Below are 22,803 nucleotides of genomic sequence, written 5' to 3'. Positions count from 1 at the left end.
TGTTTAAAATACTTCGTGCTTGATATGGGCATTCAAGTCCCTGGCAGGGTTTCCCACCATTTTAGCATTACCCTTTACATTATTCAGAACATTGCTCCCTAAGCCTACCAGCGATGCATCACCTATACTTATGCCGTTGATGATATTGGAGCCGCTTCCGATGTAGCAGTTCTTTCCGATAGTGGTCCCTCCGGCAATAACCACATTGCTCCCTATGAGCGTGTAATTGCCGATTACTGTATCATGGTGTACCACAGAGTTCGGAAGTATACATACATGGTCCTTTACCTGAGCATTGCTTGTAAGCACCACACCCGCCATAATGAGGCAATTTATTCCTATCTGCACGCCTCTTCCAACCGATGCTTTGGGATGTATGACTGATATAAATCGACTTTGGTCTATACCTAATGAGTTGATTATTTCCCCACGCATCCGAAAAGATGCCGAGCTGCCCGGTACTGCAAGCACGTATGCCTCTCTATATTGATTCAGAATATCGCGGGTATAAATATCATAGTGGCTTGACTCTTTTCGGATATCATCTACGAAGCCAATAAAATCATACTCATCGGTGCTGATACAATCAAGAGCTTCGATTCCGTTGCCGTTGAATGGGAAGATTATGAGCTTCTTCTTAGGCATTGCCGTAGGCATTAACTTTCTCAATCACATAACTTACCTCCTCATTCGTCATCTCAGCATACATGGGCAACGACAGGCAATGCCCTGCCAGATATTCAGCGTTAGGGAAGTCCCCCTCCTTATAGCCTAAGCATGTATAAGCCTTCTGCAAATGGCAGGGAACAGGATAGTGTAATCCAGGAAATATATTATGCTCATTCAGATACTTTAGGAGGTCGTCCCTATCCTGCGTGGTCACCACAAAAAGATGGTACACAGATTCGCCCCATTCCGGCTGGTACTGCAATTGAATGTGGGGACTGTTAATCTCTTGCTGGTATCGCTTGGCTATTTCTTTCCTGCGGGCATTCCAACCTGGCAGGTATCTTAGTTTCACGCTTAAGGATGCTCCTTCAAGCCCGCCCATCCGCATGTTATAACCTACTTCATCATGGTAGTAGCGAACGGACGCACCATGATTACGCAAGCTTTGCAGGTGTTTGTAATACACCTCTTTATTAGTTGTAATGCCTCCTGCCTCCCCACATGCACCTAAATTCTTACCGGGATAGAAGCTAAAGCACCCCATTTCCCCAAGGCTTCCCACAGGAACTCCTTTATACCTGGCACCTTGGGCCTGAGCGGCATCTTCCAGCAAATAAAGGCCGTATTTCTGACAAATAACCTTTAGCGCATCCACATCAAAAGGAAGCCCATAAAGATGCACACCTATAACAGCCTTGGTTCGGGAGGTGATCCGTTCTTCCACCTTGCTCGGGTCTATCTCCCATGTGTCAGGGGAACAGTCCACAAACACTGGAGTAGCTCCTGTATAAGTCACCCCCCAGGCAGTAGCAATAAAGGTGTTGGCTGGCACTATTACTTCATCGCCAGTCCCTATGCCTAAAGCTAGCAGCGCCAGATGCAGGGCGGAAGTTCCGTTGTTAACTCCTACGGCATACTTTGTTCCACAGAAAGCAGCAAAGTTATGTTCGAACTCCTCCACGAACGGCCCTCCCGAGAAAGCAGTGTTTTCATATACTTTCTCAAACGCTTCAAACATTTCATGCTTAATCTGCTCATGCTGCCCCTTCAGGTCAAGGCAAGGTATTTTCTCCCGGATAGCTATCGTTTCCATATCAGACAAGTATTTGATCGGTGCTTTTAATAACTTTAGCCGGGTTGCCAGCAACAACAGCATTATCAGGCACATCTTTGGTTACCACTGAACCGGCCCCTACAATAGCATTCTTGCCGATGCGAATGCCACATAATATGGTAGCACTGGAGCCGATGGAGGCACTGTCTTCCACATAGGTTTCCACGCAAGTCCAATCTTTCTCACTCTGCAGAGAGCCGTCCTCATTAGTTGCCCGTGGGAATTTATCGTTTATGAAAGTGACGTTGTGACCCACAAATACATTGTCAGCTATGTGTACACCCTCGCAAATGAAAGTATGGCTGGATATTTTGCAGTTCTTACCGATGGAGGCTCCTTTCTGAATCTCCACGAAGGTGCCCACTTTTGTGCCATCTCCTATGGTGCAGCCATAGGCATTTACAAAGTTGTAAATCTTCACATCCTTGCCGAGTCTCACATTATGCAAGCTCTGTTTTTCGTTGTCAATAGTTATGATATCCATTGCGTTAGATTAAGATTTCGTGGTTGGTATGTACTGCTGGTACTGTTGAGGACTCTAGAATGACTTCGCGCCCGTTGTGCTTAATAGACTCGTTAGATGCTTCAAGGATCCGGACAACATCTAACCCTAAATGGCAGGATGACTTCGGTTGCTTCTGCTTCTGGACACATTGTATAAAATCATTGGCCATGCCTAGAAGTGCCTCAGTGGTTTCAAGCTTTGGAACATGAATATCACCTGTTCTGTAGTCGATGCGCACCTTTTTTATCTCTTCATCATTGAGGTAACTGTACCCCGTATCGTAGATTTTGACTTTCTCTGTTGGTTCGAGGTCGTTGTAGAGAATCATTTTCCGGTCCCCCCCTATCAGCATCATTCTCACTTTCACTGGGCTTGTCCAGGAACAGTTAAAGTGCGCAATAAACCCAGAGGCATAGTTTACGGTCAAATAGGCAATGTTCTCAATGTTATTATTAGTATGGGTAATACCCGTAGCGTTGACACTGTAGGGGCGCTCACGTACGATATAGTTTAAGATGGAGAGATCATGAGGGGCCAGGTCCCAAAGCACGTTTATATCTGATTGGAATAGCCCGAGGTTAATCCTGGTTGAGTCAAGATATTTTATATTCCCTAGCTCTTGGTTATCTACCAGTTGCTTCATTTTCTCCACAGCGCCTGTATACAGGAAGGTATGGTCGACCATGAGCATTACATTTTTCTGCATCGCGAGGTTTATGAGAAGTTCAGCCTCCTCAGTAGAAGAAGTCATAGGCTTTTCTATCAGCACATGTTTGCCCTCCGCCAGCGCTTTTCTGGCCAGCGTAAAATGAGAAGATACCGGTGTCGCGATGATGATGGCGTCAATGTCAGGATCGTAAATGATATCATCGGCATCCTTTATCCCTGCAATAGAGGGAAAAGTTTTTGCAAGTAGCTGCAGCCGCTCTGGTCGCGCATCCGCCACAGCTTTCACGCAGCAATCATTTGCAGCAAAGAAATTCCTGACAAGGTTAGGTCCCCAGTACCCATATCCTATGATGCCTACATTTACCATAGTCTGCTCTTTAAATTATGGATTTTATACCTGCTACTATATTATAAGCTCTTGTTTTCCCTCACAAACACTCTGTAGGGACCATAAGGCTTCCTATTAATATGATATAGATTTCTTATCCGCATTTCATTGGTAGTCACACCGGTAAAGGACTCAGCCGGGCTGTCATATAAACTGATACTGCCCTTATCACGCCATCCATCTCTCATTAGCTCCACCTCAAGCTCCTTGGAGGGCTGCTCAATTATGGCGTAATCTACATGCGGCAGAATTTTGAGGAGGACCTCTAATGATAAGGTGGCATTGAAGGGTAAATATGCACGATACATGCTCCAGCCAGCAGAACGCCCAATGTAGTAAAGCTCATACGGAACGTAAACATTATAATTTCCCCTGCCTACCATTGTCAACGCAGCTTGATAGACAAGATTTCTATCTCTTTCCTCACGCCCTATAATTGCTACACCTGTTCGTGCAACCAGTGTTAAGCTAACTGCCCATAAAAGGATTAAACTCAGCGCACCTAATTTCAACACTGTCTTTCGTTTAAAGAACCCAGAATCCTGCTGCAGAAAAACAGAGATAAGTACTATAAAGTATGGAAGCAGATACTGTACTCTACTTGTGTAGACCAATGTATTTAGTAGTATAACACCAATCAGTACAACGCTGAGCACATGGCCAATTTCTTTTAAAGAGGATGCTGCTACCAAGGCAGTGATAAATACAAAAGGAGTAAACTTGAGAATCCTAAGCAACTCTGTAAACTGCGAAAAGAAGTATTCAAAGTAAGGTTGATGATTTGTGCCATCTCCTTGATTCAAGTTTATACTTATGGCTTTAACCATGTTTTCGAAAAGAGTGAGAAGTCTCGGGGCTATTGGTAGCAGCAGTATAATGCAGGTGGCCAAGCAACCCAAAGTAAAACTCAATGAGGGTACAATTATTCCCTTTCGTATCCCGAATAGCGTTACACTCTTCTTGAGTAAAAAGACAAACTCCGATAAAATCAATGGAAATAGTAATAATGCAGATACCCATGTGAAAGCAGCAATTGCCGCTATCGCACCGCTTGCAATGACGAACAGCTTTGACGTTAAACCACTTTCAAGATTTAGTGAAGCGTATCTTAGTAAGAAACAGCTTGTCAAACATAGCGCCATCGCCCAACCATCGACGCGGCCTGTAGTATAGGCCTGTACAAAGAGCGGATCTAAGAGAAAAGCAAGTCCTAGAACAAATGCTATTGCCTTAGCTACCCCTCTTATACGAAGCCAGCCTACCATAACTGTTGCAGCCGCTAATGCTCCCAGCAGTGCAGAATACCGAGGTCCTAACTCCCCCAGTATTTTATAGGATACTTCCTGAAGAACAGGTCCTATATAGGATAAAAGAAAAACAGGTGTACCGGTCTCTGTCATCCAGGCAATAGACCAGTCTGTTTCCGGGTCAAGTATAACTCTTCCTAAATCAACATTCATTAATTCATCAACAAACAGAAAGGGGGCATACTCTAAAGTTGATGTGATTATGAGAGACACCATTGCAATTGCAAACAGCCACATCCACCAAAAGCGGTCTTTTGATAATCTTCTAAAACCCAAATATGAAAGTTGAGGATTTAGAACTTCTGTAGATGTCATTCTGGGTTGCATAGCTCGCTGTCTAGACTTGTAACATTGGTAAAAATTAGATTACTGTAATTTGTACTTTAGCTTCGTAGTAAGTTTTGTAAGGGTTATGCAGATGTCATTAATTGGCTAGTTGAGTTTAAAGGCTGCTGTTTTTGCAAAAGGTGTATCACGAGAGTAAAGTAAGTAGGATCCGTAGCTTTCTTTGCCCTGCAAAAACCACAGTAGAACATCCCTGTCTCTATTTTCGGTTGTAAACCTCTGCCTCACGGGTTGGTCATCACCTAAATGCAAAGCACGCTTATACCTCAACCCAGCCTCTTCTAGCTGGTATGCAAGCTTTGCGTCTATGCTGCCCCGCGGAAATATGGCATAGTCCATATGATTGAGAAGCTCGATGACTTTGCTATCCGGTACGTGATTTACTTCTCTTATCCAATTCCCCTGATTGTCAAAGGAGTACTGTATGTAGGGTGTGTACAGATTCCACCCAAGTGATCTCCCTACAAAATAGAACTCATAGGTGAAGCCTAAATAAACATTATAGTTGCCTGGACCAATCCCAGTGTTCGCTACTTCATAAATCTTTTCGCGGTCACGCACGGTTTTGCCTTCGGTCCCAAGTATGGTTCTAAGAAAAAGAGAGGTTCCTACAGACCAGAATATTAAGAGTATTAGTGCTCCCTTACTTGCTCTTTGGAACAGTAAGCTTGATGGCTTATCGGCTAATCTTATAAAGAGCCCACTGCTCAGAACCAATAAGTATGGCATTAAATAAAGTACCCTAAACTCATAAATTAAGGTGGAAAAAATAATGGCAATTGCTGTAAGGCACACCACCACTACTGCACCATGCTTCCGATATGCTATAGCCCCAAATAAAGCTAGTATAGGCAGAATTGGGCTAAACGTTTTGACAAATGCTTTTATCATTTTTACCCAAGACTGGTACTGAAACACTCCAGAAAAGCGCTCTTGTATTGTCTTGGTAACATCAATGTTTTGTGAGAACATAGTGGTCATGTCATTGTAGATTATTACAATGCTCTGCAGAACAGGTAATATCAAAACACCTATTCCAATCAGTGCTCCAGAGGCAAACACGACACCATTTATCAGTATGCTCCTCCAATTCCCTGGCCCTGCATTTTCAGACTTTGGAAGTTGAATGAGTTCTAGCAATATAAGCGGATAAAGAAAGACTGCAGATGGCCAGACTAATGCAGCCATAGCAGCCAACCCTCCAGCTACCATAATTTGCCATCTGAAAGCCGTATTTCTATCTTTCTTTAACTCTGAATGCAAAATCCAGCAGGCAGCAAGACACAACGCGACCACCCAACTGTCGACCCTCGCCATTCGCTGGGAAAGGAGAAACAAGGGGTCGAGCAAAAATGCTAAGCTAAGACCAAACGCAGCATAAACTGGCACCTTGCGCGCAAGTATCCAGCCAAGAGCCATGGTTGCAGCAAGAAGCCCACCTATAAGTGAAGCTATTCTTGGTCCCAATCCAGAAGGTCCAAACAGGTGAAAACTCGCTTCTGCAATTAATGGCCCCACATATGACCATAAAAGCAGTGGTTTCCCCTCGGCCACTCTCCATGTTACCGCCCAATCACTCTGAGGATGCAGGGCTAACCTTCCATAATCTGTGATCTGTGCCTCGTCCTGCTGAATATGGGGTAAGACATCTATTGTTAAAAGCTGCACCAGGAAAGAAACCAGCATAACAACCATCCATATCCCCCACAGCCACTTAACGGCCAAAGCTTTTGCTTGTAGCTTAGTAAAAAACTTGCCAGAGTGAGGATAGGATATTACCTGCATTGACATACTAGGTATAGGGTTAATAAATAAATATTGGTAGTTAATTAGCCTTAGGAAGCCCCTCCTTTTCATAAACCGTATAGGGGCCATAGGGCTGTCTCGGTATAAAGAAGAATGTTTGCAGCCTGGTTTTATTTGTTACTTTGTGGTCTGAGCCATTCAGCGGAACTTTATAAATTCGATAAATTCCTTTTTCACGCATACCTGCTTTCCGTATTTGTTCTTCAAGTTCAGGTGTTAAGCGTGGCAAAGGCATAATAGCAAAGTCGACTTTATCAAGAGTTAGCTGAAGTACCCCGGGATTTAGAAGCGGGTCTACCCCTACTGCCAGGTATGGCTTGTACATCTTCCAGCCCAAAGAGCGACCTGTGTAGTAGAACTCATAAGGGAACGAGTAGACAGTGTGTTCACCTACCCCAATCATATTCTGAGCGGCCTCATATATTTGCCGTCTTTCAAGTTCTTTCCTTCCCTCAATGGCTATAATGGAACGAGCAACTAATGAAAGGCCTATAGACCAGACTAGAAGAGTAGCTAAGGCTAAAACTGATGTAAACTTGTTTTTGCTTTTCAATTCATATCCTCTTCCCTGGATAAACAGGACAGAGGCCATTACAATAAAGTAGGGTAGTAAATACTGGATACGGTGTGAGTAAACTACTGTCGCAATCATCAACAAAACAACCGTTACCCCAGCAGTTATTAGGCCCCATTCACGTCCTCGGATAGCTCCTATCAAGGCCATCAGTACCAGGAATGGACTGAATTTTAAAACCTGCAACAGGTGTTTGATACCGTTGATTATTTGCTGAGATTCCAGTAAGGTATAGTTGGCAGTACCTGTTCGAGAGTTAATGACAACTCCATCAACTATATTACCAAAAAGGGCAAATAACTTAGGAGCAACTGGAATAAGCAGAAAAAGTGATGTTACTGCTCCACCTATTGCAAATAAAAACATAGCATTAGCTAAGTATATTTTCCTACTAGGGCTGTTTGTTTTCTTCCTGTTAGAAACAGTGAAGAGTTGAAGCAATATTAAAGGCAGCAAGAAAATAACAGATGGCCAGATAAAGAATGCAAGTGCCGTGGAGCCACCAGCAAACATGGATTCAGGCCTCACGGTAGAGCTTTGTTCTTCTTTGTTTATACTTTCTAAGCTCCAACATGCAGCAAGGCAAGCAGCCATAGCCCAGCCATCTACACGACCTATAGTGTATGCCTGCACAAAGATAGGATCGAGCAGAAGAATTAAACCTAGAAACACACTTACGTGACCTGAAGCGCCTCTTGCATGTAACCAGCCTACCATAGCTGTTGCCGCTGCTACTGCACCAAGAATTCCAGAAATTCTTGGTCCATACTCTCCTATACTTAGGAAGGATAACTCCTGTAGTACAGGACCAATGTAGAAGAACACAAAGGCTGCTTGGTTCCTCTCAATCATCCATGCTATACTCCAAGTTGTATCAGGCTGCAGAATGACTCTCCCCAAATCAACAGTCATAAATTCATCTATGTGCATGAATGGCGCAATATCCAGCACAAGAAAGAACGTAAATATTACTGGGCACAAAGCTGCAACCCACAACCACCATATCTTCTTTATATCACTGCTCACGCTACCAGATGGTACGTCAACAGTAACAGCTATAGCAGTTTTAAAAGGAGAAGCAAGCTTCATGGTCTTATAAGTGGGAATAAGATTTGAATTTCGTTTGCTTACATCATACGCAATAATTCAATTTATTATTTAAATTATTAAATTAAATATTTGCAAAGATGGTATTCTTTCATTTTTAATTAGTAAATACCAAATTAAAATAGGTAAGAGATAGGTCGCAACGATTTTAATTGATTATAATTTTTTTTATACTATGTATTCAGGGTACTGTAAATGCCAATGTGTGTCTAACCTAAATAGTTCTGAACAGGCTTTTTGATGCTTTAATTATCAACTAAGCAGAAAGAAATAAAGAAAATATACTTGAAAAACAGAAATAGTCTAAATTTATACAACCATAATATAAAATTAAGCCGTATAAAGGTAAGTCATCTTATGCAACATACATGCAGCCTATAATGGGTAATGCAAATTTGGTTTAGAACCGCACTCTTAGACTCCCCTTCTAGTTTAATGAAAAAGAACCTGTATTATGAAAGCTAAACATATAGTATTTATGCAGTTATGAAAACACTAATCATCAGATCACTACTTATTTTGCCCTTGTTTGCATGGTGCTTTTCATCAGATCTCAATGCCCAGGGCAGATCACAAGATAGGCCAGGTCGCAGTGGCGAAGCACCGGGTAGAAACAAAGGTGCTACGGGTGTCCCAATTGATGGCGCTAGTGGAGTGCTGCTTGCTGCAGGAGCTGCCTATGGACTCAAGAAGCTAAGGGACTTTAGAAAGCAGAAGAACAATCCAGAGTAAACATCTCAGTTTGTTAAACTTCCTTTTGCAGTTCATAAAGTATGAAAGAGTATTTACATATTCTTCGCTTCTTGCTATTTACCTTTGGTTTGTGCCTGTGCTGGTTCATACTCTATGACTTTTGGCTGAGCAGCTTAGAGGATCAACTTACATTTAAAGTGGTTAATGCTAGCGTAGCTCTACTGAGCGCACTTGGCTACAATGCCAAGGCAAGTGATTATATGATCCAGATAGATGGGGCTGATATGGTCTTTGTTTATCACGCCTGTAACGGCATGATTCTTATGGCTTTGTTCAGTGGATTTGTTATCGCATTTCCAGGACAGTGGAAACTAAAGCTACTCTATATCCCATTCGGGATCCTCGTCATAAATATTGTCAACGTGTTACGGGTTACAGCATTAGCTATCAACGCACAGTACTATAGTCATACCGTTGAGTTCAATCACAAGTATACCTTTACCATAATTGTATACGCTGTTATTTTTGCGCTCTGGATGTTGTGGGTTAAAAGGTTTTCAGGGCTAAATAAATATGTTTCAGAACAAACCTCTAAAGCTTAACCAGCAACGTTCAAAAAAGAGATGGGCTATACTTAGTGGCTTAGTCAGCATATTAATTCTTGTAGGTCTTTATGAAACTCCTATAAAGGAATCGGTAATTATAGGTTTTAGTAACACCCATAACCTTTTTCTCGAACCTGACCCGAATATTCACCACTCTCTTTACTCTCTAAAAAATGTGGACAGGCTAGCGAATCTTTTGTATAGGATTTTATACAGCGGTGTGTGCATGTTAATAATTCATACCTACTTTTTAAAACCTCAGCTTAGCAAATTAGCTTTTCTCTTTTACTTTTTCCTATACGCAAGCACTTTAACTTTATACTTTGTTGCGGAGCAACTACAAATGTCGTCACTTCACATAGTTGCTTTCAGATTAGACTCTTTGTTGATCTCACCTATGCCTATTGTTATTTTGATTCCAGCTCGTTATATAATGTATTTATCAAAAAGCAATGCCACTTAGTACAGCAAGCTGAGATTGTGTCCATAATCATTATCCTCCTACTCACTTTATTACCGAACAAAATCTCACTTCAGCTTCCCCTCTTTTTTGCTCATTTTGATGATAAGACAGAATAAGCAGGTGTATTGTGTATCTGTAAAATCTAAAATAGTGGTGTTTACCTCCTATTTAAAGTCTTTCACTAAAGAAAGATAACAAACCATATCTTAGAAGGAATATTTTAGTATAATTTCAATATTAATATTTAATTTTCCTACACACATCCTCCTCTTTGTTATCACCCTGTGTTGTAACATAAAAAGGTCAGTGTATAAAAGTACAAAGTAACACATCCTATGGCTCATAAATACGCTACCATATTTAAATGGATAAACGTCGTAGTGGACTATGCGCTACTAAATGGTACTTTATACTTCTCTTTCCTAATGACCGATAACTCTATGGCTTGGATGGATGTGTATGACTACCGACTGACTATACTGCTTCTTAACTTCTGCTGGTTTTACGGGGCTAGTATTTTCAACATCTACAGCAACCTCTTAAAACGTGAGGCAGTGCCAATCTTGTCAGCAAATATTGCCTCGTTGTGCATCTTTACCACATTGGCTATCCTTATCAAGTTATCTCTGCCATATATTTATGTCCCGCCCACTCCGTTTATTTACTACTTTGCTCTTTTCCCAATACTCATACTTTCCTGGAGATTTACTTTTCTTTTACTCAGAAAACACAGCCGCTCGTTTTGGTTAGAAGCGAACAACATCGTTATTGTGGGATTGGGGCAAGTAGGGGTTGACCTTTACAACTACATCAATTCCAACCCGCAATTGGTCTACAGTATTTCTGGTGTTTTTGACGATGATAAAGCGAAAGTGCCACATTATGCAAATTATCTCGGCAAGGTAGAGGAATGCATTGAATATTCTGCTAATCACAATATTAAGGAAATATTTTGCGCATTGCCTCACAATGAAAGCGACAGAATTGAAGCCCTAATTCAGGAGTCAGACAAACATATGATCCGGTTCAGGTTGGTTCCAGATATGAAAGCTATAAGGCACCAGAATTACTTAATCGAGCTGTTCGGTTATGTTCCAGTTCTTAAGCCAAGGCAAGAGCCTCTGGAAAACAAAGCAAACGAGATAGTGAAGCGTGTATTTGATGTTATATTTTCATCTCTCGTCATACTGTTCATCCTAAGTTGGTTAACTCCGATACTTGCCATTATCATATCTTTAGAATCAGAAGGACCAATCTTTTTCAAGCAGCTACGTTCCGGCAAGAACAACAAACCCTTTTATTGCCTAAAATTCAGGAGCATGAGAGTTAACAGCGATTGTGATCAGTTGCAGGCCAGCCAGAATGACTCGCGAATAACCAGGGTTGGCAGGTTTATTAGGAGGACGAGCATTGATGAACTGCCTCAGTTTATCAACGTCTTTATGGGAGACATGTCGGTTGTAGGACCGCGACCACACATGCTTAAACATACCCATGATTACTCCCAGGTTATCAACAACTACATGGTCCGGCATTTTCTGACACCAGGTATTACCGGGTGGGCCCAGGTAAACGGATTTAGAGGCGAAACAAAGGAAACATCACTAATGCTAAAGCGCGTACAGGCAGACCTTTGGTACCTAGAGAATTGGTCAATCCTTTTAGACCTGAAAATAATTTTCCTGACGCTCTGGCACGGATTCAGGAACAATGGTAATGCTTACTAAACAAGAGGTCATTAACGCCTATTGTTATGCTGCTACGTTTCCAAGTATAAAAGTATAAAGAAAAGGTTCCATATAATACTTTAAATCATCTATACTTTGTAGTATGATAACAAACACATGAGAGTATGAGAAAGTAAGTATACCTCCCATAGATATCACAGCTAACTTCTACAGCAGCAAAAATAAAAGCCGCCGTTTGCAAAGAACCGGCGGCTTTTACATAGGTCTGGTTGCAATTACAGGCACGTGCAATTAGCCAACCTCACAGGAGATCAGCTACACCCAACAATGGGCACCACTTATATAGCGTGCACTATACTTCAACTACCAGTAATGGTCGAAACGCTTGCGTGGTGGACGCTGCTGTTTACCATAGCAGTAGTAGATGAAGTATGCCACTCCATATAGGGCCAGAACCAAACCTATAATCAATGTTTCCATAGACCCAATATACGAAATATATTTGAGAAGTTATACTGTAAACAGAATATAAATATGGGCAATCATCAAATTTTATAGTGTAAAATTTCAAAAACTATCCTTTTTACAAATATTTCAAATATTTTTCACAAATATTATATATTATTTACATCTATAACTTTAAATAATCGTATAGCACCATTATATTATTCATTTTCTACCCCTACATAGGGCCAAAAGGAGGTAATTATGGGTACCGTACGACATATTCTGCAAAAGAAAGGACACGATGTTCTTTCAATCAACCCAGACGCAACTGTATATCAAGCACTTGAACAAATGGTTGCGCAGGATGTAGGGGCCTTGTTGGTAGTGAATGAGGGGCGCTTCGTGGGTATTTTCACAGAGCGGGACTATGCCCGTAAGGTAATTCTCAAAGGAAAAGCCTCCAGACAAACCCTTGTACGGGAAATTATGAGCGAACATCCCGCCTCCGTAACACCTGACGACACAGTAGAAAACTGCATGAAGCTAATGACCCAGAAGTATATCCGGCACCTTCCGGTGATGGAGGGCAATAAGCTGGTGGGGCTCGTTTCGATTGGAGATATAGTGAAATACATTATCGAGGAGCAGAAATTCATCATCGACAACCTCGAGCACTATATAACAGGAACTTAACTGATGTCGGCTGGACTGCCAGTCGCAAAACCATAATCGCAGGAGGCGATACACTTTGGAAACAGCAGAAACAACCTTGTTATGGCCCATGGTGGTCTACGGTGCTATTGTGCTCAGCCTGGTGGGGCTTATACTTGGCCTCTCCTATGTGCTGGGGCAACGGCATAAGGAGCGCGCCACCGGCGAGCCCTACGAAGGCGGCATTGTAAGTGCAGGGGGCGCCCGCATGCGCTTCTCCTCACAGTTTTACCTGGTGGCCATGCTTTTCGTGATCTTCGATGTGGAGGTAGTATTTATACTTTCGTGGGCGATTGCTTTCAGGGAGTTGGGCTGGTATGGTTATGCCGGCGTGGCGGTGTTCATCGTGATGCTGGTGGTGGTGCTGGTATACGAGTGGCGCAACGGCGCCCTGGACTTTGGCCCGGACGGCAGTAAGATTCTGGCGGCTTATAAGCGCATCATGCAGAAGCCAGTAGCCTGAGCCCTTAAAAAGATGATTTGAAAAAGGACAAAATACCACTGGTTATACTTTGTCCGAATGAATAACCTTTAACCATACCGCCTATGAAATGGTGGCTTAGCAAACCCGATGATCCTGTAAAGGCCACAAGCGGCACCAGCTCCTACGAGGAAACGGTGCAGCAAAGCATCATGCTCACCACCCTGCAGGACCTGATTGCCTGGGGCCGGAAAAACTCGATGTGGCCATTCCACTTCGGGTTGAGCTGCTGTTTTGTGGAGATGGCCACCAGCATGACGCCCAAGTATGATTTGGCCCGATTCGGAGCCGAGGTAATACGCGGAACGCCGCGAGAGGCCGACGTGATGATCATCGCCGGAACGGTCTTCATTAAAATGGCCCCCATCATCAAGCGGCTGCACGAGCAGATGATGGAGCCGCGCTGGGTCATCTCGATGGGCAGCTGCGCCAACTCCGGGGGGATGTTCGATATTTACAGTGTGGTGCAGGGGGTGGATAAATTCCTGCCCGTGGATGTCTACGTGCCCGGCTGTCCTCCCCGGCCTGATGCTTTTATGGAAGGGCTTATACTTCTGGCTGAATCTGTGGGCAAGGAAAGACGTCCCCTCAGTTGGACAATCGGTGAACAGGGCATCATTAGACCGAATAAAATAGACGTGAAGGAAAGGCGGCAGGAAGCCAGGTCGAAAATGACGGAGTTCCGTTCGCCGGATGAAGTATAGGGAGCTTGAGAGTTGAGGAGTTAGAGAGTTTGGGATTTAAAGAACACAAGCTAAAGTATACCTACTCCCCTTCTAAGTATAGGACTCCTTTACCCATTAAAGAATAGAAAGCAATTTACTTATCATAAATAATCAACTACAGAAAGTATAGCATGAAGTAGCGTAGCATCAAGGGCTTTTTTTCAGATTCACCCATGGAAAACGGGAACAGCATAGTAGCGCAACTACAGTCGCGGTTCGGGGAAGATACGTTCACCCAACAAACGACGAAGGACGAGGTCCTCACCCTCTGGATGCCTCATGGCAGAATTGTGGAGGTGCTGACATACCTGAAGAAGGAAATCCCACAGCCCTTCCGCATGCTCTACGACCTGACGGCCATTGACGAGCGCACCCGCAAACCCGATAACGGCCATATTCCCTACGCCTTCACCATCATTTACCACCTGCTCTCTTTCGAGCGCAACAGCTTTATCCGGCTCAAAGTAGGCTACCGCGACGAGTTCCCAACCGTGCCAAGTATAAGCAGCCTCTGGGCCAACGCTAACTGGTACGAGCGCGAAGTATACGATATGTTCGGCATCCGCTTCTCGGGGCACCCGCACCTGTACCGCATCCTGATGCCGCGTACCTGGGTAGGCCACCCGCTGCGCAAGGAGCACCCGGCCCGCGCCACCGAAATGGGTCCTTTTGCCCTGTACGACGACAAGATGGACCTGGAGCAGGCCGCCCTGCAGTTTAAGCCCGAGGAATGGGGCCTGCAACGCCAAAGCGAAGACAGCGATTTCATGTTCCTCAATATTGGTCCGCAGCACCCCGGCACGCACGGCGTTCTGCGCATTGTGCTGCAGCTGGATGGCGAGGACATCGTGGATGCAATTCCGGATATAGGTTTCCACCACCGGGGGCAGGAGAAAATGGCAGAACGGCAGTCGTGGCACACCTACCTACCCTACACCGACCGTGTGGACTACCTGGGCGGCACCATGAATAACCTCGCCTATTTGATGGCCGTGGAAAAACTGGCCGGCATCCAGGTGCCGGACCGCGTGAAGGTCATCCGTGTGATGCTGTGCGAGCTTTTCCGCATTGCCAGCCATTTGGTGTGGTACGGCACTTTTGCCCAGGACGTAGGCCAGCTCTCACCGGTGTTCTACATGTTCACCGACCGTGAAAAAGTGTTCGACATTGTGGAGGCGATAACCGGCGGACGCATGCACCCCAACTGGTTCCGCATTGGCGGCGTGGCGCAGGACCTGCCCAAAGGCTGGGAAACGCTCGTGCAGAATTTTGTCAACTACTTCCCGAAACGATTGAAGGAGTATGATGGCATGGTGATGAAAAACAGCCTGTTCAAGGCGCGCACCAAAGGCATTGGCATTTTCACGCTGGATGAGGCCATAGAATGGGGCGTGACTGGCCCGAACCTCCGCGCTTGCGGCATGGAGTGGGACTTCCGCAAAAAGCAGCCTTACTCCGGCTACGAAATGTTCGACTTTGAGGTGCCCACCGCCGCCAACGGCGACTGTTACGACCGCGCCGTGGTACGCGTGGCTGAGATGCGCCAGAGCCTGCGCATAATCGAGCAATGCCTCAAAAACATGCCCGAAGGTCCTTACAAGTCCGACCACCCGCTCACCACACCGCCCATCAAGAAACACACCATGCACGATATAGAAACCCTGATCACACACTTCCTGGGGGTGAGTTGGGGACCTGTGATGCCCGTAGGGGAAGCGATGAGCTGCATCGAAGCAACGAAAGGGGCCAACGGTTACTACGTAACCAGCGACGGCAACACTTCGCCCTACCGCCTGCGCATTCGCACGCCCTCCTTCCCGCACATGCAGATGCTGCCTTACATTACCAAAGGCTATACCGTGGCAGACCTGCTGTCTATACTTGGCGCGATGGATTATGTGCTGGCAGACATAGACAGGTGAGTTTGGGAGTTAGAGACTTAGAGAGTTGAGGTGTTAAGAATTGTGATTAATTGGTCATAAAGTTCAGCTATTAAACAGTTTGTTAAATGGAAGAAGTAACATCCACGGAGCTTAAAACAGTTAGTGTAAACGGCACAACCCTGTACTACACAGAGCAGGGCAAGGGAGAACCTATGGTGCTGGTTCATGGCGGCTTAAGCGATTACCGGATGTGGGAAGGGCAACTGGAAGCTTTTGCGCAGCAGTACCGTGTGATTGCCTATAGCAGACGCTACGCTTATCCGGCCAAAGATGCGGATGATGCAGTTGGCTATACTGTCGTGCCACATGCCAGGGATCTGGCCGCGCTTATTCAGCAGCTGGATCTGGGCCCGGTTCACCTGGTAGGGCATTCGTACGGTGCCTATACTTCTCTACTGACTGCGCTGGAGCATCCGGAACTTGTTAAAAGCCTTTGCCTCGGCGAACCGCCGGTAATGCCTTTGCTCACCAATACAGAAGAAGGGAACGCTCTCCTTTTTGAGCTTGAGACAAACACTGCTCTTCCTGCCGCACAGGCATTTGAACATGGAAACGATTTAGAGGCAGTGAAAATATTCCTGGATGGCGTGATGGGCAAATCCAATTTTTATGACACCATGCCGCCTGAGGTGCAGCGGCAAATCATGGAAAATTTACAGGAGCTGAAGGGGATCGTTTGCCCTAAAATCATTTTTCTGTTTTGGCCCTTCCTCACCCGCCCCGACCTACAGAAAGTAGAGGCACCCACTTTATTGATCACCGGCGACAGCAGCCCGAGGTTTTTAATTCTGATTACCGAAGAACTGGAGAAGTGCCTGCCTAATAAAGAGCGTGTCATACTTTCCCATGCATCGCATGAGATGGAAATGGATAATCCGCAGGAGTTTAACGCAGCGGTACTTCAGTTTATACAAAAGCATGAAAATTAGAGGCTAAAACATAAGTTTAATATGCTGACTGCAGAGGAAAAACATCAAATTGACCACGAGATTAGCCTGGTGCCTTCGCCCAAGAACGCCTGCATCGAGGCGCTCAAGATCGTGCAGCAAAGGGAGGGCTGGGTGTCGGATGAGAGCCTGAAGGATGTGGCCGAGTATGTGGGCATGTCCACGGCAGAGCTCGACAGCGTGGCCACCTTCTACAACCTGATCTTCCGCAGGCCTGTGGGGCGGCATGTGATCCTTCTCTGCGACAGCATCAGCTGCTACGTGATGGGCTATGAGGACATCAAAGAACAGCTTTTCAACAAACTGAGCATACAATACGGCCAGACTACAGCAGACGGCCGCTTTACCCTGCTTCCCAACTGCTGCCTTGGCACCTGCGACTGTGCCCCCGCCCTTATGATTGACAACGACCTGTACCGTAACCTGACGGTGGACCAACTGGATGAGATCCTGAGCAAGTATACCTAAAACCAAAGCGGGCACCTATGGAGAAGCCCCTGACCCAACACATTGTCCCCGGCCGCAAACCACTCAACCTGAAAGAGTATGAGCAAGTAGGCGGCTATGCCTCTGTGCGCAAAGTCCTCAAAGAAATGGCACCCCAGGAGGTGCAGACGCTGGTGAAAGACTCGAACCTGCGCGGCCGTGGCGGAGCCGGCTTTAACACGGGCCTGAAGTGGAGCTTTGTGCCCATGGGGCCTGAGGCGGCACAGCCCAAGTACCTGGTGGCCAACGCCGACGAGATGGAGCCCGGCACCTTCAAGGACCGCCTGCTGCTGGAGGGCAACCCGCACCAGCTCATCGAAGGTATGATTGTGGCCGCCTACGCCATCGAGGCAAGTATAAGTTATGTGTTTCTGCGCTGGGCTTATAAAGTGGCCGCCCGGGAAATCACCCAGGCCATACAGGAAGCGTACGCCGCGGGTTATCTGGGCAAAAACATACTGGGTTCCGGCTTTAATTTAGAGATGCACCTGCACACGGGCGTGGGCCGCTACATGTGCGGCGAGGAAACCGCCCTGCTCAATGCCCTGGAAGGTAAGCGGGCTAATCCACGGGCTAAACCTCCTTTCCCACAGGTCAGTGGCTTGTTTGGGAAACCGACCATCGTCAATAATGTGGAGACGCTCTGCAACCTGCCCCACATCATCAACAACGGGGCCGAGTGGTTTAAAAAGCTGGGCCTGACAGAGGATGCCGGCACCAAACTTTACGGTGTGAGCGGCCGCGTGAAAAAGCCCGGCTGCTGGGAATTACCGATGGGCACCACCATCCGGGAGATACTCGAAGAGCATGCCGGCGGCATGCAGGATGGCTACCTGTTCCGCGGCCTCTTGCCCGGCGGCGCCTCCACCGATTTTCTGGTAGAAGAGCACCTGGACCTGCCCATGGATTATCCTTCCATTCAAGCGGCCGGCAGCCGCATGGGCACGGGCACGATGATTATACTTGACGACCAGACCTGCCCGGTGGGTTTTACGCTGAACCTGCAGCACTTTTTTGCGCAGGAGTCCTGCGGTTTCTGCACGCCCTGCCGCGAAGGCTTGCCCTGGGTAGAGAAAATTCTTCTGGCCATCGACAAAGGCGAAGGCAAACCCGAACACCTGCTCACGCTTGATTTTCATACCAAATACCTTGGCCCCGGCAACACCTTCTGCGCCCTCGCGCCCGGCGCCATGGAACCCCTGCAGAGCGCTCTGAAATACTTCAGAGAGGATTTTGAACGGCACATTCACGAACACCACTGTCCCTGGAGCAAAAGCAAAGTATGGCAACCATCTATATAGATAACCATCCCTATGACGTACAGGCGGGCAAAAACCTGCTCGAAACCTGCCTCACCCTCGGCAAGGACCTGCCTTACTTTTGCTGGCACCCGGCCATGGGCTCCATTGGCGCCTGTCGCCAATGCGCCGTGAAAGTATACAAGGACGAGAACGATACGAAGGGCAAGCTCTTTATGTCGTGTATGGAGCAGGTGCGCGACGGCATGCGCATATCGATTGCCGACCTGGAGGCCAAGGAGTTCCGGGCGCACATCATCGGCTGGCTCATGACCAACCACCCCCACGACTGCGCCGTCTGCGACGAGGGCGGAGCCTGCCACCTGCAGGACATGACCGTGATGACGGGCCATAACTACCGGCAGTATAGTTTCCAGAAGCGTACGTACCGCAACCAGTACCTGGGCCCTTTCCTCAACCACGAAATGAACCGCTGCATCCAGTGCTACCGCTGCGTGCGCTACTATAAAGACTATGCCGGCGGCAAGGACCTGGACGTGTTTGCCGCCCACAACCATTTATACTTTGGCCGCGCCGAAGACGGGGTACTGGAGAGCGAGTTCAGCGGCAACCTGGCCGAAGTATGCCCCACCGGAGTGTTCACTGATAAAACGCTCAAGCAGCATTATACCCGCAAATGGGATTTAACCTCTGCCGCCTCCGTTTGCCACCACTGCAGTTTGGGTTGTAACACCATCGCCGGGGAGCGGTACGGCACCTTGCGCAACATCACCAACCGCTATAACGGCGAGGTGAACGGGTACTTTCTCTGCGACCGCGGCCGCTTCGGTTATGAGTTTGTCAATAGCCCCGGCCGCATCCGGAAACCTTTGGTGCGCAGCCGCCTGCCTGAGGCAACCGAGAAATACCCGGCCCTGAAAGCGGCTACCTCTGCCATCAGAGCCGGCCGCGTAATTGGCATCGGTTCCCCGCGGGCCTCCCTAGAATCGAACTATGTGCTGAAGAAACTCGTGGGCGAGGATAATTTCTACCACGGCGTTTCGGATGTGGACCATGACCTGGTGGACCTGTCACTGAGTATACTTCGGAATGGCCCGGCCCGCACGCCCTCTTTGCGGGAGGTAGAGAAGGCCGACGCGGTATTTATACTTGGCGAGGACCTCACCAACACTGCTCCCATGCTGGCGCTGGCGGTGCGGCAGTCGGTACGGCAGAAGCCCATACTGGAGGAAGTATCGCAGGCAAAGATACCCGTTTGGCAGGATGCGGCGGTGCGGGAGCTGGTGCAGTCGGAGAAAGGGCCGCTGTTCATTGCCCATTACACGCCTACCAAGCTCGATGAGCTGGCTACCCAAACCTTCTTCGACTCCACGGATACCATTGCCCGGCTGGGCTTTGCTGTCGCCAACATCATTCACCCGGACTCCCCGGAGGTGAGGAACATTTCGGAGGAGGGGCAGGAACTGGCGCAGCAGATAGCCGACGCGCTGATGGCTGCCAAGAACCCGCTCATCATCTCGGGCACCTCCTCGGGCAGCGAACGCGTGCTGAAAGCCGCCGCCAACATTGTCCAGGCGCTGGTAGCCCGGGAGAAAGCCGCCGGTATAAGCCTGGTGGTGCCCGAGTGCAACAGCATGGGCCTAGCGCTGCTCGGCGGCCATAAACTGGAATCAGCCTTTGAGGCAGTGATGAACGGTTATGCCGACACGGTGATTATCTTGGAGAATGACTTGTACCGCAGGGCTGGCTCCACTACCATCGACCAGTTTCTGAAAAGCTGCAAGCAGGTGATTGCGCTGGACCACCTGCACAATGCCACCACCGAAAAAGCAGACATACTTCTACCAGCCGCACCGTTCTCTGAGGCGGATGGCACCCTCGTAAATAACGAAGGGCGGGCACAGCGCTTTTTCCAGGTGCACCCGGTGCCGGAGGAGATACAGGAAAGCTGGCATTGGCTGGCGGAGATTGGCACCATCATGGCCATCGAGGAGATCAGCAGCTGGCACGGCTACGACGATATTGTGAAGGCCATCGCCAAAGAATACCCCGAACTGGAGGGCATCACAAAAACGGCACCACCTTCCGGTTTCCGTATTGCCGGACAGCGCATCCCGCGCGAGCCGCACCGTTTCAGCGGCCGCACCTCCATGCTGGCTAACCTCAACGTAAGCGAGCCCAAGCCTGCCGAAGATCCTGATTCGCCCCTCTCTTATACTATGGAGGGCTACCGCGGACAGCCACCTTCCTCCATGATCCCCTTCTTCTGGACGCCGGGCTGGAACTCGAACCAGCAGGCCACGAACAAGTACCAGGAAGAAGTAGGTGGGCATCTGAAGGGCGGCGATCCGGGCGTGCGACTGCTAGCACCTGCCGGCACCGCATCCTATTCCACGGCTGTGCCGCAGAGGTTTGTCCCGCTGGAGGGGCACCTGTACATGCTGCCGCTGCACCACACCTTTGGCTCCGAAGAACTCAGCAACCAATCGCCCTCCATCCGGGAGCGCATACCGGAACCGTATGTTGCCATCAACTCAACCGATGCCATCCGGATGAAGGTGGATGAGGGGCAGCTGCTGAGTTTCTCCATCGAGGGACAAGTCTACCAGTTACCAGTAAGATTAAGCCAGACCATACCGAGCGGCAGCGCCGGCATGCCCAATGGCTTACCTGGGGTACCTTTTGCCGAATTACCCGCCTGGGCCATCCTTAACCGAGACATCAAATGGAAACAGCAACCCCAAACTACTTTCTGATCATCGGCGGCGTGCTGTTCGTCATGCTCAACGTAGCCGCCCTGCTCATCTGGGTGGAGCGCCGTGGCCTCGCCCTGTTCCAGGACCGCTACGGCCCGAACCGTGCGGGTCCCTTTGGACTCCTGATTGTGGCCGCCGACTCCATCAAGCTGTTTTTTAAGCAGGACTGGATACCGCCGTTTGCCGACAAACCGGTGTTCGTACTGGCCCCGGCCATTGTGGTGGTGACGGTGCTGATGAGCTTTGTGGTGATTCCGTTCGCGCCGGGCGTGATTGTGGCCGACCTGAACATCGGGCTGCTCTTCTTCCTGGCCATGTCGTCGATGGGGGCTTACAGCATTATCCTTGGCGGCTGGGCATCCAACAACAAGTATAGCCTGCTGGGCGCCATGCGCGGCGCGGCGCAGATGATCTCCTACGAGGTGTTCATGGGCCTCTCCTTGATGGGCGTGGTGCTGCTTAGTGGTTCCTTCAGCCTGGTGGAGATTGTGGAGGCGCAGCGGGGGCTGTGGTTCTTCATCCCGCAGATTGTGGGCTTTGTAATTTTCTTTATCGCAGGCATTGCCGAAACGCACCGCCTGCCTTTTGATATTCCGGAGGCGGAGAGTGAGCTGATTGCCGGTTTCCACTCGGAGTATTCGGGCATGAAGTTCGGCATGTTCTTCATCGGCGAGTACATGGGCATCACGCTCATCGCCTGCATGATTGTAACCTTATACTTTGGTGGTTGGCTGGGCCCTGACTTCCTGCCGCCTATCGTGTGGTTCATCCTCAAAACACTCTTCTTCCTGCTGATTTTCGTCCTGCTGCGCGCCTCCATGCCCCGCCCCAGGTATGACCAGTTGATGGAGTATGGCTGGAAGGTGCTGCTGCCGCTCACGTTGCTGAACCTGATGGTAACAGCTGGGGTGGTGCTGTGGCTCAATGAATGAGTTTTGAATGAGTGAATGAGTGAATTATCCAACCACCCCTAACCCCTCCTTAGCCAAGGCGGGGAACTTGGAACTACTAACTTAAAAGGTTAACCAAGTAGCAAGGTTGGTTGAAGAATAACAATCTGAATAGAAACAAATGAAGCTTGTGCTAAAGACCAACGCAGAATAAGTAGTAAGAAA

At 47.7% G+C, this 22,803-nt stretch carries 20 protein-coding genes; 13 read left to right on the top strand and 7 right to left on the bottom strand.

Features of this window, described 5'->3' with window-relative positions:
* Nucleotides 1-3: 3 nt before the first annotated feature.
* The 7 genes from BM040_RS15780 to BM040_RS15750 form a co-directional block, all read right to left on the bottom strand.
* Complete coding sequence (locus tag BM040_RS15780) at nucleotides 4-645, bottom strand: acetyltransferase (RefSeq protein ID WP_092103534.1); 642 nt, start codon at nucleotides 643-645, stop codon at nucleotides 4-6.
* Nucleotides 638-1,762, bottom strand: a complete 1,125-nt coding sequence (locus BM040_RS15775) for a DegT/DnrJ/EryC1/StrS family aminotransferase (RefSeq protein WP_175491090.1) — start codon at nucleotides 1,760-1,762, stop codon at nucleotides 638-640. Before BM040_RS15775 ends, BM040_RS15780 begins: the two co-directional genes overlap by 8 nt.
* A 1-nt stretch (nucleotide 1,763) precedes the next feature.
* Nucleotides 1,764-2,267 carry an acyltransferase gene (locus BM040_RS22110; RefSeq protein ID WP_092103532.1) on the bottom strand — a complete coding sequence of 168 codons (504 nt, stop codon included), beginning with the start codon at nucleotides 2,265-2,267 and terminating at the stop codon, nucleotides 1,764-1,766.
* A gap of 4 nt (nucleotides 2,268-2,271) precedes the next feature.
* Nucleotides 2,272-3,324, bottom strand: coding sequence for a Gfo/Idh/MocA family protein (locus BM040_RS15765; RefSeq protein ID WP_092103530.1), 1,053 nt, complete (start codon nucleotides 3,322-3,324; stop codon nucleotides 2,272-2,274).
* Nucleotides 3,325-3,365: 41 nt separating this feature from the next.
* Complete coding sequence (locus tag BM040_RS15760) at nucleotides 3,366-4,967, bottom strand: hypothetical protein (RefSeq protein ID WP_139217826.1); 1,602 nt, start codon at nucleotides 4,965-4,967, stop codon at nucleotides 3,366-3,368.
* A 117-nt stretch (nucleotides 4,968-5,084) separates the two neighbouring features.
* Entirely contained in the window at nucleotides 5,085-6,788 is a 1,704-nt protein-coding gene (locus BM040_RS15755; RefSeq protein WP_139217825.1) for a glycosyltransferase family 39 protein, read from the bottom strand.
* A 34-nt stretch (nucleotides 6,789-6,822) separates the two neighbouring features.
* Nucleotides 6,823-8,466, bottom strand: a complete 1,644-nt coding sequence (locus tag BM040_RS15750; RefSeq protein ID WP_092103523.1) for a hypothetical protein — start codon at nucleotides 8,464-8,466, stop codon at nucleotides 6,823-6,825.
* 504 nt (nucleotides 8,467-8,970) lie between these two features.
* Here BM040_RS15750 and BM040_RS15745 point away from each other — a divergent pair.
* The 13 genes from BM040_RS15745 to nuoH all read left to right on the top strand — a co-directional run bounded on the left by BM040_RS15745 (nucleotide 8,971) and on the right by nuoH (nucleotide 22,620).
* A complete protein-coding gene (locus BM040_RS15745) occupies nucleotides 8,971-9,216 on the top strand; it encodes a PID-CTERM protein-sorting domain-containing protein (protein WP_092103521.1) in 246 nt (81 codons plus the stop codon).
* Between the two features lie 41 nt (nucleotides 9,217-9,257).
* Nucleotides 9,258-9,779, top strand: a complete 522-nt coding sequence (xrtX, locus tag BM040_RS15740) for an exosortase X (protein ID WP_092103519.1) — start codon at nucleotides 9,258-9,260, stop codon at nucleotides 9,777-9,779.
* Nucleotides 9,751-10,245 (top strand): XrtX-associated membrane protein, encoded by a 495-nt coding sequence (locus tag BM040_RS22165; RefSeq protein ID WP_092103517.1) that lies wholly within the window; start codon nucleotides 9,751-9,753, stop codon nucleotides 10,243-10,245. Before xrtX ends, BM040_RS22165 begins: the two co-directional genes overlap by 29 nt.
* 335 nt (nucleotides 10,246-10,580) lie before the next feature.
* Nucleotides 10,581-11,972 carry an undecaprenyl-phosphate glucose phosphotransferase gene (locus BM040_RS15730; protein WP_092103515.1) on the top strand — a complete coding sequence of 464 codons (1,392 nt, stop codon included), beginning with the start codon at nucleotides 10,581-10,583 and terminating at the stop codon, nucleotides 11,970-11,972.
* Nucleotides 11,973-12,641: 669 nt separating this feature from the next.
* Nucleotides 12,642-13,073, top strand: a complete 432-nt coding sequence (locus tag BM040_RS15725) for a CBS domain-containing protein (protein ID WP_092103513.1) — start codon at nucleotides 12,642-12,644, stop codon at nucleotides 13,071-13,073.
* 55 nt (nucleotides 13,074-13,128) lie between these two features.
* A complete protein-coding gene (locus tag BM040_RS15720) occupies nucleotides 13,129-13,554 on the top strand; it encodes an NADH-quinone oxidoreductase subunit A (protein WP_245756250.1) in 426 nt (141 codons plus the stop codon).
* An 83-nt stretch (nucleotides 13,555-13,637) separates the two neighbouring features.
* Nucleotides 13,638-14,276 (top strand): NADH-quinone oxidoreductase subunit B, encoded by a 639-nt coding sequence (locus tag BM040_RS15715; protein ID WP_092103509.1) that lies wholly within the window; start codon nucleotides 13,638-13,640, stop codon nucleotides 14,274-14,276.
* Nucleotides 14,277-14,470: 194 nt separating this feature from the next.
* Entirely contained in the window at nucleotides 14,471-16,219 is a 1,749-nt protein-coding gene (gene nuoC, locus BM040_RS15710; RefSeq protein ID WP_092103507.1) for an NADH-quinone oxidoreductase subunit C/D, read from the top strand.
* 86 nt (nucleotides 16,220-16,305) lie between these two features.
* The gene (locus BM040_RS15705) at nucleotides 16,306-17,169 is read left to right on the top strand and encodes an alpha/beta fold hydrolase (protein ID WP_092103505.1); all 864 of its coding nucleotides are present in this window, start codon (nucleotides 16,306-16,308) and stop codon (nucleotides 17,167-17,169) included.
* Between the two features lie 21 nt (nucleotides 17,170-17,190).
* Complete coding sequence (gene nuoE, locus BM040_RS15700; RefSeq protein WP_092103503.1) at nucleotides 17,191-17,655, top strand: NADH-quinone oxidoreductase subunit NuoE; 465 nt, start codon at nucleotides 17,191-17,193, stop codon at nucleotides 17,653-17,655.
* Nucleotides 17,656-17,672: 17 nt separating this feature from the next.
* Entirely contained in the window at nucleotides 17,673-18,974 is a 1,302-nt protein-coding gene (gene nuoF, locus BM040_RS15695) for an NADH-quinone oxidoreductase subunit NuoF (RefSeq protein WP_092103501.1), read from the top strand.
* Complete coding sequence (gene nuoG / locus BM040_RS15690; protein WP_092103499.1) at nucleotides 18,956-21,688, top strand: NADH-quinone oxidoreductase subunit NuoG; 2,733 nt, start codon at nucleotides 18,956-18,958, stop codon at nucleotides 21,686-21,688. The genes nuoF and nuoG overlap by 19 nt, the downstream gene beginning before the upstream one ends.
* Complete coding sequence (nuoH, locus tag BM040_RS15685) at nucleotides 21,658-22,620, top strand: NADH-quinone oxidoreductase subunit NuoH (RefSeq protein ID WP_092103497.1); 963 nt, start codon at nucleotides 21,658-21,660, stop codon at nucleotides 22,618-22,620. The genes nuoG and nuoH overlap by 31 nt, the downstream gene beginning before the upstream one ends.
* Nucleotides 22,621-22,803: the final 183 nt, after the last annotated feature.

The organism is Pontibacter chinhatensis, from assembly GCF_900113285.1.
GTDB lineage: Bacteria > Bacteroidota > Bacteroidia > Cytophagales > Hymenobacteraceae > Pontibacter > Pontibacter chinhatensis.
The sequence above is the reverse complement of the archived record's forward strand: the minus strand, read 5'-3'. Positions and strand labels throughout refer to the sequence as shown.